Annotated in this window: 13 protein-coding genes and 1 tRNA gene; 6 read left to right on the forward strand and 8 right to left on the reverse strand. The window is 72.0% G+C overall.

Features of this window, described 5'->3' with window-relative positions:
- The first annotated feature begins 420 nt into the window (after nucleotides 1-420).
- From C7S10_RS16715 to C7S10_RS23030, 4 genes are all read left to right on the forward strand, one after another.
- Nucleotides 421-1440 carry a cytochrome P450 gene (locus tag C7S10_RS16715; protein WP_108345597.1) on the forward strand — a complete coding sequence of 340 codons (1020 nt, stop codon included), beginning with the start codon at nucleotides 421-423 and terminating at the stop codon, nucleotides 1438-1440.
- Complete coding sequence (locus C7S10_RS16720) at nucleotides 1437-2756, forward strand: sensor histidine kinase (RefSeq protein WP_108345598.1); 1320 nt, start codon at nucleotides 1437-1439, stop codon at nucleotides 2754-2756. The genes C7S10_RS16715 and C7S10_RS16720 overlap by 4 nt, the downstream gene beginning before the upstream one ends.
- Nucleotides 2757-2798: 42 nt before the next feature.
- A tRNA-Phe gene (locus tag C7S10_RS16725) sits at nucleotides 2799-2872 on the forward strand.
- A 154-nt stretch (nucleotides 2873-3026) separates the two neighbouring features.
- Complete coding sequence (locus tag C7S10_RS23030) at nucleotides 3027-4253, forward strand: SGNH/GDSL hydrolase family protein (RefSeq protein ID WP_108345599.1); 1227 nt, start codon at nucleotides 3027-3029, stop codon at nucleotides 4251-4253.
- Between the two features lie 9 nt (nucleotides 4254-4262).
- On the opposite strand, the gene C7S10_RS16735 is transcribed toward C7S10_RS23030, so the two are convergent.
- Both C7S10_RS16735 and C7S10_RS16740 read right to left on the reverse strand, forming a co-directional pair.
- Nucleotides 4263-5009 (reverse strand): lytic transglycosylase domain-containing protein, encoded by a 747-nt coding sequence (locus C7S10_RS16735; protein ID WP_243395439.1) that lies wholly within the window; start codon nucleotides 5007-5009, stop codon nucleotides 4263-4265.
- Between the two features lie 52 nt (nucleotides 5010-5061).
- Complete coding sequence (locus C7S10_RS16740) at nucleotides 5062-5784, reverse strand: 3-keto-5-aminohexanoate cleavage protein (protein ID WP_243395440.1); 723 nt, start codon at nucleotides 5782-5784, stop codon at nucleotides 5062-5064.
- Nucleotides 5785-5817: 33 nt separating this feature from the next.
- Here C7S10_RS16740 and C7S10_RS16745 point away from each other — a divergent pair, with 33 nt between their 5' ends.
- Both C7S10_RS16745 and C7S10_RS16750 read left to right on the forward strand, forming a co-directional pair.
- The gene (locus C7S10_RS16745) at nucleotides 5818-7134 is read left to right on the forward strand and encodes a hypothetical protein (RefSeq protein WP_108345600.1); all 1317 of its coding nucleotides are present in this window, start codon (nucleotides 5818-5820) and stop codon (nucleotides 7132-7134) included.
- A gap of 92 nt (nucleotides 7135-7226) precedes the next feature.
- The gene (locus C7S10_RS16750; protein WP_108345601.1) at nucleotides 7227-8300 is read left to right on the forward strand and encodes a Glu/Leu/Phe/Val family dehydrogenase; all 1074 of its coding nucleotides are present in this window, start codon (nucleotides 7227-7229) and stop codon (nucleotides 8298-8300) included.
- Nucleotides 8301-8372: 72 nt separating this feature from the next.
- Here C7S10_RS16750 and C7S10_RS16755 read toward each other — a convergent pair whose 3' ends face one another.
- The 6 genes from C7S10_RS16755 to C7S10_RS22600 all read right to left on the reverse strand — a co-directional run bounded on the left by C7S10_RS16755 (nucleotide 8373) and on the right by C7S10_RS22600 (nucleotide 15818).
- Nucleotides 8373-8558, reverse strand: a complete 186-nt coding sequence (locus C7S10_RS16755) for a DUF3073 domain-containing protein (RefSeq protein ID WP_108345752.1) — start codon at nucleotides 8556-8558, stop codon at nucleotides 8373-8375.
- A gap of 144 nt (nucleotides 8559-8702) precedes the next feature.
- Nucleotides 8703-9758, reverse strand: a complete 1056-nt coding sequence (gene purM, locus C7S10_RS16760) for a phosphoribosylformylglycinamidine cyclo-ligase (RefSeq protein ID WP_108345753.1) — start codon at nucleotides 9756-9758, stop codon at nucleotides 8703-8705.
- A gap of 12 nt (nucleotides 9759-9770) precedes the next feature.
- Nucleotides 9771-11300: an amidophosphoribosyltransferase gene (purF, locus tag C7S10_RS16765; RefSeq protein WP_108345602.1), complete on the reverse strand. Its 1530-nt coding sequence runs from the start codon at nucleotides 11298-11300 to the stop codon at nucleotides 9771-9773.
- A 25-nt stretch (nucleotides 11301-11325) separates the two neighbouring features.
- A complete protein-coding gene (locus tag C7S10_RS16770) occupies nucleotides 11326-11820 on the reverse strand; it encodes a (2Fe-2S)-binding protein (protein WP_108345603.1) in 495 nt (164 codons plus the stop codon).
- 10 nt (nucleotides 11821-11830) lie between these two features.
- Nucleotides 11831-14146, reverse strand: coding sequence for a molybdopterin cofactor-binding domain-containing protein (locus tag C7S10_RS16775; protein ID WP_108345604.1), 2316 nt, complete (start codon nucleotides 14144-14146; stop codon nucleotides 11831-11833).
- Nucleotides 14147-14255: 109 nt separating this feature from the next.
- The gene (locus tag C7S10_RS22600; protein ID WP_108345605.1) at nucleotides 14256-15818 is read right to left on the reverse strand and encodes a M28 family peptidase; all 1563 of its coding nucleotides are present in this window, start codon (nucleotides 15816-15818) and stop codon (nucleotides 14256-14258) included.
- Nucleotides 15819-15868: the final 50 nt, after the last annotated feature.

A 15868-nucleotide genomic window follows, 5' to 3' on the forward strand; every position in this document is an offset into this window, starting at 1 on the left:
GGGGTCGTCCGATGATGGCCCGCATCGCGCAGCGCCGAGCCGCCAAGCGCACCGCCGAGCAGACCTCCGCCTTCTACTCCTGGCGTGCCGGGGTCGTCCGATGATGGCCCGCATCGCGCAGCGACGTGCTGCCAAGCGCCTCACCGAGCAGACCTCCGCCTTCTACTCCTGGCGTGCCGGGGTCGTCCGATGATGGCCCGCATCGCGCAGCGCCGAGCTGCCAAGCGCCTGACCGAGCAGACCTCCGCCTTCTACTCCTGGCGAGCGGCGGGCTGAGCACTGACGGACCCTGGACGCGACGCGCTCCCCTGTCCTGTCGCGCGAGTCGAGAGTGCCGAGGTGACCACCGGTCGCCTCGGCACTGTCCTTCACCTGCCGCGAGCGGGTGGACTGAGCCGCCTCGGTCCCGACGGGCCGTGGATGGCCACCAGCCTCGAGACGGCCAAGCGGGTCCTGATGGACGCCGCCAGCTTCGACTTCCCCAACAACGTCAGCCGCGGCTCCGACATGTCGGGGAGCACGGCCGACACCCGCACCGGCCACTACATCTACCCACCGCTCTCCCCCGAGCAGGTGGAGCGCGGGCGCTGGCTCTTCCTCGCGGAGCTGGGTGACGCGCTGTCCGGCTCCGGCTTCTCCGCGGGCGCGGCCGAGATCGACGCGATGGTGCTGCTGCGGCGGCCGGTCGCCCGGGCCACCTGTTCCGCGGTGCTCGGATCGCTGGACGCCGACTCCCGCAACGAGGTCGCCGACCTCGTCCTCGCCTGGATCGACGCGCTCGCGCCCGTGATCGCGAGCCGCCGCAGTCCCGGACGATGGAGTCGAGCACGCCGGGGCGAGCGCCGCGCGCGCCTCGCCCTCGACGCACGACTGGGCGACGTGCTCCCGGCGCTCGGCATCGAGGACACCCCCCAGATCGTGGCCACCCTCCTCGCCGCGGGCGTGCAGGTGCCGATCGCCGCCGGCGCCTGGCTCCTCATCTTCCTGGCCGCTCACCCCGACAGCGACGTCGACCCCGACCACGCGGCGTGGGAGGCATTGCGGGTCGCACCGCCGACGTGGGCGACCGCGCGCATCACGACGACCGCGGTCGAGCTCGCCGGCGAGCAGGTGGGCGCCGGCGAGGTGGTGCTCGTCAGCCCGCTGCTGCTGGGGCGCCTCGCGTCGCTCGCGCCCGACGAACCCGACGACCTGACGTCCTTCTGCCCCGACCGGTGGGCGCGGGACGACGTGCGGCCAGGGGCGTGGCTCCCCTTCGGGGCCGGCGCCCATGCCTGTCCGGGACGCACCCTCGGGCTCGGGCTGATGCGCGACCTGGCGACATGGGCGGGGCGGCACGAGCTCACGCTCGCCGCATCCGTCACAATTGACGAGAGCCGAGGAATCCTCCCCGCGCCCGCCCGCATCATTGTCTCTCCCCTGGATGACATCGATCGATGACCGACTTCGCCGGACTCCAAGACGTGCCGCTGGGCGCGCCCGCTTCCCCGGAGGCGACCCGGTTGGCGACGACGGTCCTCGACACGACCACCTCCCTCGACCGGGCCTACGAGCTGACGGCCGCCCACCTGCTCACCCTGCCGCGCGTCGAGGCCGTCACGGCTGCCCTGACGACCTTCGCGCCCGAGGACGAGACCGGGTGGGTCCACCTCGGCCAGCGGGCCTGGGTGACCGAGTGGCTCCAACCCGGCACCGTCTGCAACGTGCTCCCACCCCCGGGCGCCGGACCGGAGGCCGCGCTCACGATGCCGTGGGTCTCCCCGCGCGCCCGCAACGGACCGCTGGTCATCTCCGACATCGACCTGCTGCCCCCCGAGGCGGCGCAGGACCACCGCGAGATGTCCGCCTGCGGGATCCGCAGCATGGTGGTCGGCGCCCAGCTCTCGGACGGCGTGATGTACGGCAGCATGGCGATCGGCGGCCCCGCCGTGGGCCCGTGGCCCGATTCCGACGTGGCCGACTTCCGGCTGCTCAGCGCGTCGCTCACCTCGCGCATCGCCCTCGAGCAGGCGCGTCGTTCGCTCGCCGAGTCGGTGGCGGTCGGGGCGCACGCACGGGAGGCGCAGCAGCACTTCCTCGCCTCCATCGGCCACGAGCTGCGCACGCCGCTGACCGCGATCATCGGCTACACCGAGATGATGGTCGACGAGGCCGACGAGCTCGCCTCCGATCCCTTCGCCGAGGCCGTCGGCCGGGACGGGCGGGTCATCCTGCGCGCCTGCGAGCAGCTGATGGCGGTCCTCGAGGACCTGCTCAGTGCCGGTCGGGCGGTGGGCGACACCGGTCCCCGTGAGCAGCTCGACGTGCAGGCGGCCGTGGCCGACGTGCTGCACTGGCACCGCACTGCTGCTCGCACCGCGGACGTCACGCTCGAGAACCTGGTCGATCCCGGGTCGAGCGTGATGGCGCACCCAGCGGGCCTGCGCCAGGTGCTGGCCAACCTGATCGGCAACGCCATCGTCCACAACGTGGAGGGCGGGAAGGTCATCGTCACGGCGGAGTCGCTGCGCGGCGAGTCCGGCGACGCCAGGCTCCGCGTGATCGTCCGCGACGACGGCCCGGGGATGACGCCGGAGCAGCTGGCCCGCGTCTTCGACCCCTTCGTCCGGTTCGCACGCGACACGGTCAAGGGCACCGGCCTCGGCCTGTCGCTCTCGCGCTCCATCGCCGAACGCGACGGAGGGACCATCGGCGCCGAGTCCACCGCCGGCACCGGATCGGCGTTCTGGATCGAGCTGCCCGTCGACGCCTCCTGATTCCGCGACGCGGGTGGCGCTCATGTAACATTCCACGCGCTTGGCCAGGTAGCTCAGTTGGTACGAGCGACCGACTGAAAATCGGTAGGTCGGCGGTTCGACCCCGCCCCTGGCCACACGCAAGCGACAAGCGCCCGATCGCGTCCCGATCGGGCGCTTCGTCCATTTCGACACCCCGAGGGTCTGGACAGGGTGTGACGAGCGCCACTACGTTCGCATCCGTCGGTGATGGGCCGGCACGTTCCTTGCCGCCCTGTCGATCGGAGACCGATGAACCTCGCACGCCCCCGCGCCCTCGTCCTGAGCGCGCTCACGCTGCTCGCCTCGACGCTGGCCGTCACCGCCACCTCCGCCCCGGCCCGCGCCGACGGGCCCGGCGTCGGCACCCCGTGGGTCGTCACCGTCGGCGACTCCTACATCAGCGGGGAGGCCGGCCGCTGGGCCGGCAGCTCCAACGCCTCGTCCAGCCGGGCCGACGCCCTCGGCGGCTCGGCCTACTTCGACAACGCCGCCGGCACCGGCGAGACGATCAACCGGTGCCACCGCAGCAAGTCGGCCGAGGCCTACATCGGCAGCGGCGTCAACGGCCTGAACCTCGCCTGCTCCGGCGCCCGCGTCGCGACCTTCACCGACTCCTCCGGCAACTTCAAGCCCGGCCTCGACTTCTACAGCAACGGCGCCCAGCAGGGCCAGGCGCTGATGCTCCAGAACTTCGCCGCCACCCACAACGTGAAGATGGTGACGGTCTCCATCGGCGGCAACGACTTCAACTTCGCCTCGATCGTCCAGACCTGCGTCACCAACTGGCTGACCTCGCCGACCTGGGCCAAGAACTACTGCAACGACGACTCGTCGGTCGCCAGCAACTTCACCGCGGCGAACGTCGCGGCCAAGCGGGCGGCCATCGCGGCGGCGTACCAGAACATCAGGACCGCCATGCGCAACGCCGGCCACGCCGACGGCTCGTGGACCCTGCTCGTGCAGAACTACCCCTCGCCGATCCCGAACGGCTCCGGCTTCCGCTACGGCGAGTCCGGCTTCGGGCGCCAGAGCACGGGTGGGTGCGGCTTCTGGAACCGCGACGCCGACTGGGCCAACGGGACCGCGCTGCCGCTGATCAACAGTGCGGTCGGTGGGGCCGCCGCCGACTCCGGCGTCGCCGGCGTCCGCACCCTCAACCTAGCCTCGGCGTTCAACGGCCGTCGGCTCTGCGAGAACTCCGTGGGCCTCTACGAGGAGCGCGGCATCGCGAACTGGACCTCGCCCGGCGCGGTCGACCAGACCGAGTGGGTCAACCAGATCCGCACGGTCTCGACGTGCTGCGGCAGCGGCAGCCCGTACTACATCCAGGAGAGCCTGCACCCGAACTACTGGGCGCAGCTCGCGACCCGCTCCTGCGTCCGGCAGGCGTGGAACGGCGGCACCCCGCGGTCGGGCACCTGTGGCATCGCCGGGACCGGGCTGGTCAACGGCGAGCCGCGGATGGCCCTGAACTGAGGACGGACGTCAGCTCGTGCGGCCGGCGTAGGTGTCGGCCGCCGAGTAGACGTTCAGCACGTAGTCGGCCGAGTGGTTGTAGCTGAAGATCGCGCGTGACCACGTGTCGCCGCTCATCAGGTCGCCCGAGCGGCACAGGTAGCCCGCGGCCGCCCTGGCGGCGTCGTCGATGTCGTTGGGGTCGGCGACCCCGTCACCGTCGCCGTCGGCCCGCCACGTGTGCCAGGTGGACGGGATGAACTGCATCGGCCCCACTGCGTGGTCCCATTTGGCGTCGCCGTGCCAGGTGGCCGACTCGGGCGTGGAGGGCACGGCGGCGAAGTCCCGGCCGTCGAGGGCGGGCCCGAGGATGGGCCGCGACGAGTGCCCGTCCCGCCCCAGCGTCCGGTCGCCGATGGTGCCGTGCTGCGACTCCACCCAGCCGATGCCGGCCAGCGTCGTCCAGCCGATGCGACAGCCCTCGGGCGCCAGCATGCTGGCCCGGGCGTACGCCGTGAGGGCCGGCAGCGGGATGCCGGCGGCCGTCGCGGTGCGTCGAGCCCAGCGCGGGTCGACGGCGGCGGCGTGCGCGTCGCGCGAGGGTCGCTGCCGGACCTCCTCGACCGTCGGGGGCTGGGCGACCTGCGCCGTCGGCTCGGGCACGATCTCGTAGGAGCTCAGCACCTGGTCGCGCTGCGCGGCCTGCTGCGCGGCCACGGCCGTCGCGCACATCAGCGCCGCTCCCCCGACGACCCCCAGGACGTGCGGCAGCCTCACCCTGACATCGCCTCGATCACAGTGACCATGGTGACCGCGATCGCGCGTACTTTCAGGCTTTCTCCAACAATCGCCGGGCGGTGCGCACCAGCTCGGCGTTGTCGGCGGCCGGACGCCCGTCGGGGAGGACGAGCACGTCCTCGAGCCCGATCCTCGTCGACAGGCCGAGACGACCGGCCATCCGCAGGGCCGGCCACGCGCTCTCGTCCTCGCCGTGCAGCAGCACGTCACCGTGGGTGCCGATCATCTCGAGGAGGCGCGCGGCCTCGTCCTCGGCGGCGACCGCGCCCAGGCCTCCGGGCAGCTCCACCAGCACGCGCAGGCACCGGTCGCGGTACGGCGAGGCCAGCCAGGCCCGCACCCCGTCGGCGTGCCACAGGCCGGCCTCGACGCCGACCCCGATCTCCAGCAGCGCGGCCGCCACCCGGTCGGCGCCCTCCTCGTGCCAGTTGACCGACGCGAAGTCCGGGCGCGCCGTCAGTCCGCCCCAGGAGCGGACGGCCGCGACCCGCAGATCGGGATCCGGCAGGGCCCATGCGCCCGTGGTGACGCCGATCGGCACGCCGGGAGCCGAGCGTCGTACGGCGGTGAGCACCGTGTCGAGCGTCGGCCCGTCGAGGGTGTCGTCGCCGCGCTCGTCCTTGACGTGGAGGTGCACGGCGTCCGCCCCGGCCGCGACGACGGCCAGGACGTCACGGGCGACGTCGACCGCTCCGACCGGCAGCGCCGGATGCTCGCCCATCCGACGGGCACCGTTGACACAGGCCTTCAGCACGACCCCATCCTGCCCTGCTGCGACACTCTGCGGGTGCTCCCCCGCTTCGAGGTCGTCCGTCGACTGCGCCCGATCGACCTCATCAGGCCGGGCGCGGAGGTCGAGGTCGAGGTCGGCCGGCCGGTGCCGGTGGAGGTCGCTGCGCCGTACGCCGCGATCGTGGTCGAGCCGGGCGACGAGGCCGCCGCGGCCTTCCACCTCGGCGGCCTGCGCCTCGGCATGCGACTGGTGGACGACGTGGTCACCCTGTCGATCACCGGCGGCGAGAGGAGCCGGGAGCCGAGGAGCCGACGCCACGGCCGGGTGGCGACCGCGCCCTCCCGCGTCGCGCTGACGCTGACCGGCACGCACCTGACCGCGCTGACCGAGGAGGAGGGGCGCTGGGTCGCGCGGGGTCGCCACGACCTGCGCGACGACCTCGACAGCCGCGACCCGGACGCCCTCGCGGCCCTGCGCGTCGAAACGCACGGCGCCCGGGCCCACGCGGGGCCGTTCGGCCAGCTGGGGCTGCGCGACATCCGGCTGGTCACCGAACGCGACGGGACCCCCCTGCGCGACGGCTCGGCGCTCCTGCTCAGTGCGACGTCGGCCGGACCCGGCTTCTTCGACACCGCCCACACCTCGGTCTGGTCGCTCGACCCCGAGACGCTGGCGCTCGAGCACCGCAGCGACCTGTTCTTCCGGCGTCCCGACCGACCGGGGGTGTACGGCGACCACGCGACCCACGTCGTCCGCGACGGCGACGCGTGGCTGGTCGCGACCAGCACGTGGGGAGACTTCCGGCAGGACGACCCGGACCGGACGGTGCGCGCGACCCTGGCCCGCACGGCCACCGACGTCCTCAGCGGCACCCACGTCCTCGACACGGTCGAGCTCCGTCTGCCGACCGACGGCTTCACCTCGGTCGGCACCTGGGACCCGCACCTCGTGCACACGGGTGACGAGTGGCTCGTCGGCTTCGCCAGCGCACGGAAGTTCTTCCGGTTCCATCCCGCCCTGGCCAGCGGCCCGACCCTGGACGAGCTGGTGCTGCGCGGGGCGGCAACCGACCGGAAGGCGACCGAGGGCACCACGGTCCTGCGGATCGGCGACGAGTGGCGCGTGCTCGCCAGCGACGGCCGCGACGGGCGGCGAGGACAGCGGATGCGCTACCCGGTCTTCGACCTGGCGATGACCGAGGTCGGCGAGCTCGAGGCGGCGTACCCCACGAACCTGCCCTGGCCCACACTGGTGGACACCGAGCGCGGGTGGCTGATGGTCACCTTCAACGGGGCGCCGGCCACGGGACCGCTGGTCGGCTACGGCACGCACGGCGACGTCGTCGTGCAACGCGAGGCGGGGCGCGTCTAGTCTGGTTGTGAGGATGCCCACTCCACCCCTGTGAGCGTCTTTGAGGTCGCACACCCCGCGGCCGATCCATCCCCACACAAGGACAAGCACCCATGTCTGTAGACGTATTCGAGCTCGCGCACGAGCACGAGCAGGTGGTCTTCGCCAACGACCCGGCCACCGGCCTCCAGGCGATCATCGCGATCCACTCGACCGCGCTCGGCCCCGCCCTCGGCGGCACCCGGTTCTATCCCTACGCGTCCACGGACGCCGCGATCGAGGACGTCCTGAACCTCTCGCGCGGGATGTCCTACAAGGCCGCCCTCGCCGGCCTCGACCTCGGAGGCGGCAAGGCCGTCATCATCGGCGACCCGGGCACCCTCAAGACCGAGGCGCTGCTGCGGGCCTACGGCCGGTTCGTGCAGTCGCTCAACGGTCGCTACTACACCGCGTGCGACGTCGGCACGTTCTCCGTCGACATGGACCACATCGCCCGGGAGTGCTCCTTCGTCACCGGGCGCACCGTCGCCCACGGCGGCGCCGGCGACAGCTCGGTGCTCACCGCCTTCGGCGTGTTCCAGGGCATGCGCGCCGCGGCGGAGCAGGTCTGGGGCGAACCCACCCTCGCCGGTCGCACCGTCGGCGTGGCCGGCATCGGCAAGGTCGGACGCCACCTCGTGCGCCACCTCATCGAGGACGGCGCCAGCGTCGTCGTCACCGACGTGCACCAGCCCTCGATCGACTCCGTGCGCGAGGAGTTCCCCCCGGTGCAGGCCGTGGCCGACACCGAGGCGCTCGTCGCCTCGCCGCTCGACGTCTACGCGCCGTGCGCCCTCGGCGGCGCCCTGACCGACGAGGTCGTCGAGGTGCTCAGCGCCCGGATCGTCTGCGGCGCGGCCAACAACCAGCTCGCGCACCCGGGCGTCGAGAAGCAGCTCGAGGACCGCGGGATCCTGTACGCCCCCGACTACTGCGTCAACTCCGGCGGCCTGATCCAGGTCGCCGACGAGCTCGAGGGCTTCTCCTTCGAGCGCGCCGAGCAGCGGGCGAGCGGCATCTTCGAGACCACCCGCTCCGTCTTCGAGCTCGCCAAGGCCGACGGCGTGGCCCCCGCGATCGCTGCCGACCGGCTGGCCGAGCGGCGGATCCGCGACGTGGGTCGACTCCGCGGGGTGTGGCTGTCCTGACGGCAGAGGCGTCGGCCGGAGGGGGCGCGCAGTCGCTCCGTCCGGTCGACGCTCAGGCGTCGAGGTGCGAGGTCAGTCCCGCGAGGGTTCGATGACGTCGGACCACTTCTCGAGGACCTCAGGGTCTACCTGCTCGTCCTTGGTGCCACTGTCACCGTGCAGCTCATTGGCCAGCGCCCCGAAGTCCGTCTCGTGAGTGCGGTACTTCAGGTCGCGAGCGACCTTCGTCTGCTTGGCTTTAGCTCGGCCGCGCCCCATAGGGTCAGCCCCCTCGCAAATCGGCCGGGGCACCAAGGCTCCCGGACTATCCATAAGATTTCTCGTGAGGACAACGCTACCTGCTACCTGGGTGTTCCCGCACGCCGGGGCCCGGTGAAACGCCGACGAGGCGGGTGAATCGCCTCAGGCGTGCTCGCCGGTGAGCGTGACCTGACCCTCGCCGCCCGCGACGACGTCGCCGGCGACCCACGCGGGGATGCCGTGCTCGGCCAGCGAGGAGATCGCGGAGTCGACCGCGTCGGGCTGCATCAGCGCGACCATCCCGACACCGCAGTTGAGGGTCGCCTCGAGATCGGAGCGGGACACCCCGCCGACCTCGGCGACCAGCGAGAAGACCGGCGGCAGCGTCCAGCTTCCCCGGTCGATGCGCGCGCCCAGCTCGACGGGCATGACGCGCTCCAGGTTGGCGGCCAGGCCGCCCCCGGTCACGTGCGACATCGCGTGCACCCCACCGGCACCGGCGAGCTCGAGGCAGGCCTTGGTGTAGATGCGGGTCGGCTCGAGGAGCTCCTCGCCCAGGGTGCGGCCGAGGACGTCGACGTCGCGGTCCAGCGCCCAGCCCGCGGTGTTCAGCAGCACGTGGCGCACCAGCGAGTAGCCGTTGGAGTGCAGCCCGCTCGAGCCCATGGCGAGGACCACGTCACCGGGGCGAACGCGGCCGGGGCCGAGCAGGTGGTCGGCCTCGACGACGCCGGTGGCCGCTCCTGCGACGTCGTACTCGTCGGGCGCCAGCAGGCCGGGGTGCTCGGCCGTCTCCCCGCCGACGAGGGCGCAGCCGGCGGCGACGCACGCCTCCGCGATGCCCTGGACGATGGCGGCGATGCGCTCCGGGACGACGCGGCCGGTGGCGATGTAGTCGGTCATGAACAGCGGTTCGGCGCCGCACACCACCAGGTCGTCGACGACCATCCCGACGAGGTCGAAGCCGATCGTGTCGTGGACGTCCATCTGCTGCGCGATGGCGACCTTGGTGCCGACGCCGTCGGTGGAAGTGGCCAGCAGCGGGCGGGTGTAGGACGTCAGCGCGCTGGCGTCGAAGAGGCCGGCGAACCCGCCGAGCCCGCCGATCATCTCCGGACGGCGCGCCTTCTCGATCGAAGCCTTCATCAGGTCGATCGCCCGGTCGGCCGCCTCGATGTCGACACCCGCGGCGGCGTACGCGTTGACGGACTCGTTCACGTGGATCTCCACTCAGGGGTTGTTGAGGACCGGCAGGGCCGTCGCGTGCACCGGCGTCTCGAGCAGGTGCTTGCCCAGGCGGTCGGCCTCGGGCAGCTCGATCGGGTAGATGCCGTCGAAGCAGGCACGACACAGGTCGGGCTTGGGCACCGACGTCGCCTCGATCAGGTCGTCGAGGTCGATGTAGCCCAGCGAGTCGGCGTCGATCGAGCGGCAGATCTCGTCGTTGGTCAGGCCGTTGGCGATCAGCTCGGCGCGGGTGGCGAAGTCGATGCCGTAGAAGCAGGGCCACTTCACCGGCGGCGAGGAGATGCGCACGTGCACCTCGGCCGCGCCGGCCTCGCGCAGCATCCGCACCAGCGAGCGCTGGGTGTTGCCGCGCACGATGGAGTCGTCGACGACCACGAGGCGCTTGCCCTCGATCACGTCGCGCAGCGGGTTGAGCTTGAGCCGGATCCCGAGCTGGCGGATCGTCTGGCTCGGCTGGATGAAGGTGCGCCCGACGTAGGAGTTCTTCACCAGCCCCATGCCGTAGGGGATGCCGGACGCCTCGGCGTAGCCGATCGCGCTCGGGGTGCCGGACTCGGGGACCGGGATGACCAGGTCGGCGTCGGCCGGGAAGGCCTTGGCCAGCCGCCGCCCGATCTCGACGCGGACGCTGTGGACCCGCTGGTCGGTGATCACCGTGTCGGGGCGGGCGAGGTAGACGAACTCGAACAGGCAGTGCTTGGGGGCAGCCTCCGCGAAGCGCTGCGTGCGCAGGCCCTCCTCGTCGACCGCGATCAGCTCGCCGGGCTCGACCTCGCGGATGAAGGACGCGCCGACGATGTCGAGGGCGGCCGTCTCCGACGCGACCACCCAGCCGCGCTCCAGGCGGCCCAGGACGAGCGGTCGGATGCCCTGGGGGTCGCGAGCGGCGTACAACGTGTGCTCGTCCATCCAGATGAACGAGAACGCGCCCCTGATCTGCGGCAGCAGGTCGCGGGCGCGCTCCTCGACGGTCTGGCCGGGGTGGTGCGCGAGCAGCTGGGTGACGACCGACGTGTCGTTGGTGCTCGTCGGCGGCATCCGCATCTGGAGGTCGAGGTGCCCGTCGGCCTCGTCGTCGATCACCATCTGGGCGAGGTCGGCGGTGTTGATCAGGTTGCCGTTGTGGGCCAGCGCGATCGAGCCGGTGGCCGTGGGGTGGAAGGTCGGCTGCGCGTTGTGCCAGGTGCTGGCGCCGGTCGTGGAGTAGCGCGCGTGGCCGACCGCGAGGTGGCCCTTCAGCGACTCGAGCGTCGACTCGTCGAAGACCTGGGAGACGAGGCCCATGTCCTTGTAGACGAGGATCTGGCGGCCGTTGCTGACCGCGATGCCGGCCGACTCCTGACCGCGGTGCTGGAGGGCGTAGAGGCCGAAGTACGTCAGCTTGGCGACGTCCTCGCCGGGGGCCCACACACCGAAGACGCCGCAGGCGTCCTGGGGGCCCTGGTCGTGGGGGTCGATGGCCGTGGTGAGACGACCGTCGCCACCCTTGCGTTGCGGGGAGGGGCAGGGCACGGGCAGCAGTCTACGGGCCAGCGGATCACATCCGCCCGGCCCCGTCCACGACGGCCTCTCGGATGCGCGCGTAGGTGCCGCAGCGACAGATGTTGCGGATCGTGTCGAGGTCGGCGTCGGTGATCTCGCGGCCCTCCCGGCGGACCCTCTTCACGAGGGCGACCGCGGCCATGATCTGCCCCGGCTGGCAGTAGCCGCACTGCGCGACGTCCCGGTCGAGCCAGGCCTCCTGCATGGGGTGCAGCCCGTTGGCGCCACGCTGTGCCGGCGCCACCTCCTCGGGCAGGCCCTCGATCGTGGTGACCTCGTCGTCGGGCGCGAGCCGCCCCACCGGGACGGCGCACGGGTTGAACGCCTTGCCGTTGATGTGGGACGTGCACGCCTTGCACACGTTGATGCCGCAGCCGTACTTCGGGCCGGTGACGCCGAGGCGGTCGCGCAGGACCCACAGGAGACGGACGTCGTCGGCGACGTCGACGGTGACGGACTTGCCGTTCAGGATGAACTTCTGCTTCGGCACGGGGCTCTCCTCAGGAGGTCTGCGCGAGGCCGTTGGTCGGCGACTGCGGGATCGGGGGGACGACGGGCTTGGGCTTGAAGGAGAGCTCCTTGTGGTTGATCGGGAAGTACGTCGGGACGGTGCCGGTCGCCCGGGCGTAGGCGCACGCCACGGCGGCGAAGGTCGCGGCCACTCCGGCCTCGCCGGCGCCGCCGGGGAGCTTCTCCGTCGACGGCATCACGATCACGTCCACCTGCGGTGGGGTGTTCCACTGCCGCGTGTAGAAGTAGTTGTCCCAGCTGGCCTCGAGGAAGTGGCCGTCGCGCAGGTGCAGGCTCGAGGTCAGCGCCAGCGCGATCCCGTCGTTGATGCCGCCCTGCATCTGGGCCTCGAGGCCGCGCGGGTTGATGGCGAGGCCGACGTCGACGGCGTACGTCACGCGCGTGACCCGTGGCCCGGTGACCGCCTCGCGGATCGTGCGGCCCACGGTGGCGGGCCGGCAGTCGATCTCGACCAGGCAGGCCGAGACGCCCTTGTACTCCTTGTGGATCGCGATGCCCTGGGCGGTGCCGGCCGGCATCGCCTTGCCCCACTGCCCGACCTCGGCGACCTTGTCGAGCACGGCGAGCAGGCGCGGGTTGCGCTGGAACCTGCGCCTGAACGCGAGCGGGTCGAGCCCCATGGTCGCCGCGATCTGGTCGACGACGAGCTCGCTGGCCACCCGCACGTCGGGTGAGTAGATGTTGCGCATCGAGCCGGTGTTGAACCGGTCATCGGTCTCGACCAGCGTCTGCACGACCGCCCCGAAGTCGTAGGGCACCTCCTGCGTGAGCGCGAAGATCGTCTCGGCGAAGCCGAGGTTGCCGAGACCGGCCGGGAGGTCGGCGGCCTGCGCGGTGATGATCTCGCCGAGGCCGTGCCGGAAGTCGGTCTCCACGCAGGTCAGCGACTGGTTGAACGCGAGCACCTCCTGGCCGACCACGGTCGCCTGCACCCGGCAGGTGCCCATCGGGTGGCCACGACCGACCCGGGCGTCGTCGGCCCGGTGCCACATCAGCTTGACCGGCTTGCCCATCTTCTTCGAGATCTCGGCCGCCTCGAGCGCGCCGTCGAAGAACAGCCGTCGCCCGAAGGACCCGCCCGCGGTGACGACGTTGACGGTGACCTGGTCGGGCCGCATCCCCAGCTTCTCGGCGATCCGCTGCTGCGCGACGACCGGCGACTTGAGGCCCGCCCAGATGGTCGCGCGGTCCTTGCGCACGTCGGCGACGGCACTGTTGGTGTCCATCGCGGAGTTGCTGCGGAAGTAGAACGTGAAGTCACCCGTGATCGTCCGGGCGAGCGGGGTGTCGGGCAGGGCGGGCATCGGTAGCTGGGCGGCACGGAGCCGGCGCAGGATGGACGCGTCGTTCTCCTTCGCGACCGGACCGTCCTTCCACTCCACGTCGAGTGCCCGGACGGCGTCGATGCACTGGCCGAAGGTCGCGGCCCGCACGGCCACCCCGGTGCTCACCTGCACGACGTGCGTGACGCCGGGCATCCGCTTCACCTCGGCGAGGTTGCGGACCCGCCTGGGCGTGCCGTTGAGCGTGGGCGCCCGGCACACCATCGTCGGCAGCGCACCCTTCACCTGCAGGTCGGTGGTGAACTCCTTGCGGCCCGTCACCGCGTCGATCGCGTCGACCCGGTTGGTCGGCTGCCCGATGACGGTGAAGGACTCCTCGCCCTTGAGCTGCACCTCCACCTGGCGTGTGGCGGGGCTCGCGGCCTTGCCGGCGAGCTCGCCGTAGGTCACCGACGAGCCGCTGGGGGCGGTGATCACGCCGCCCTTGGCCACCAGGGCGTCGACCGTGTCCCCGAGGAACGCGGCGGCGGCCTCGAGCAGCGCGAGGCGGGCGACGGCGGCGGCCACCCGGATCGGGGTGTACGTCGAGATGGTGGTGTTCGAACCACCGGTGAGCTGGTTGAACAGCAGCTCCGGACGCGCCGGCGCGAGGGTCACCTCGACCTTGTCGAGCGGCAGGTCGAGCTCCTCGGCGATCAGCATCGCGGTCGAGGTGGTGATCCCCTGCCCGACCTCCATCCGCGGGAGGGCGAACGTCGCCGTACCGTCCTCGCGGATGACGATCGTGATCAGGTTGGCCGTCGGCCGGGCGGCGTCGGCGAGCAGGTCGTTGAGGTCGTAGAGCTCGGGGATCTGCGGTGGGGTCGGCACCCGTGCGGACGTCTCAGCGAAGGCGGACGGCGCGTCGGCGAGGCCGAGATCGGCAGCGGCGATCAGCGTCGAGCCGCCGAGGACGTAGCCGAGGAAGTGGCGGCGGCCGAGCGGGGGCAGGGAGGTGGACATAGGGGTCGATCACCCGATCCATGTGCGACCCCGGCAGCCTCCCGAGGAGAAAGGTCCCTCCCAGGACCACCGCCCCACCATGACAGCACTGCTGTCATGGTGCAAGGCCTCAGCGCGCCTCGACCTCGACGTCGTCGACGTGGAAGGAGGCGTCGGCGACACGTCCCACCACCGCGAACCACAGTCGTGCGTTGCCGACGGTCAGGTCGTCGCCGAGGTCCACCGAGTGCTGCCTCCAGCGCACCCCCGACGGGCCGCTCCTCAGGGTCTTCACGACGTGCGGGCCGTCGGCTCCGACGACGAAGACCCGCAGCCGGGCGCCACGGCGTCCGTCGACCCGGGCCCAGAACGAGACCTCGACCTGCCTGCTCCTGGGGACGGTGATCCGCTGGCTCATCCGCCGGTGGCCCGCCCGCGTGTCGAGCATCGCGTGGCGACGGCCGCGGTGGGCGCCGCCACGGACGACGACGGGCTTGCCCGAGCGCCAGGCACGGCTCCCGCGCTCGAAGCCGGGGTTGCGGAGCAGGTTGCCGACGGCCGTCGGGGTGGGCGTGCCCGTCGGGGTCGGGACCGGTGTGGTCGGCGAGGGGGTGGTCGGTGACGAGGTGGGCGTCCCCGTCGGCGTGGTGGTCGGGGTGCTGGTCGGCGTGCTCGTCGGCGTGGGGGTCGGGGTCTCGCCGGCCTCGGCCTGCTCCCAGACCATGTGCGCCATGGCGTCGAGGTGGATCCCGAGGCCCTCCGTGTCGATGTTGCCGATGGTGTCGCAGGACTGGTGGTAGCAGGCGTCGAACGGCTGCCCGGCGGTGCCACCCCACTGCTGCGCCTGGGCCGCGGTCTTGATCTGGTCGTTCGGGGCCGCCACGGATCCGTTGGCGCCGGCGAAGAGGCCGCTGGTCGCGATGCCCTTGCGGATGAAGCTCTGATGGTCGGAGCGCCCCTGCACGTCGATGTACTCCCAGTGCGTGTCCTGGGACTCGAAGTAGTCGGTCACGGAGTCGCGGATCGGGTCGCCGATCGGGTTGTCGTCGTAGACGAAGACGCCGTAGTTGGGCGAGGCCACCATGTCGAAGTTGAGGTAGGAGTCGATGCGCCCCACCTCGGACGGGCTGAGGCTGTTGACGTAGGCCGTCGAGCCCCGCAACCCCAGCTCCTCGCCGGTCCACCAGGCGAACCGGACGTGGTTGGCGGGTCGTTGCGGCGACTCGGCCAGCGCCACGGCCAGCTCCATCAGCGCCGCGCTGCCGCTGCCGTTGTCGTTGATGCCGGGCCCGTTGGTCACGCTGTCGAGGTGGCCGCCGGCCATGACCACGTGCTCGGCGTCGCCGCCGGGCAGGTCGGCGACGACGTTCTGGGAGACCACGCCCGAGATGGTCACGTCCTGCAGCGTCACGACGTAGCCGGCGGCCTCGAGGGTCTGCTTGACGTAGGCCACCGAGGCGGCGTACCCGGGCGAGCCCGCGGCACGGTTGCCGCCGTTGGCGGTGGCGATGTCCTGGAGGTCCTGCATGTGCGCCACGGTGTCGGCGACCGAGACGTCGGGCGCGGCGGCGGTCGGGACCGGCGCGAGGCCGTCGGAGGCGAGGCCGTCGGGGGCGAGGGCGACCGACGTGGTCGCGCCGGCGCCCAGCACGAGTGAGAGCGCGACGACAGCCGCGCGCTGTGAGACCGGCATGGGTGTTCCCCCGAGAGTTGGCGAGCTGTGAGGTGCGCCACAGTACAAGC

This window comes from Nocardioides currus, assembly GCF_003057875.1.
GTDB lineage: Bacteria > Actinomycetota > Actinomycetes > Propionibacteriales > Nocardioidaceae > Nocardioides > Nocardioides currus.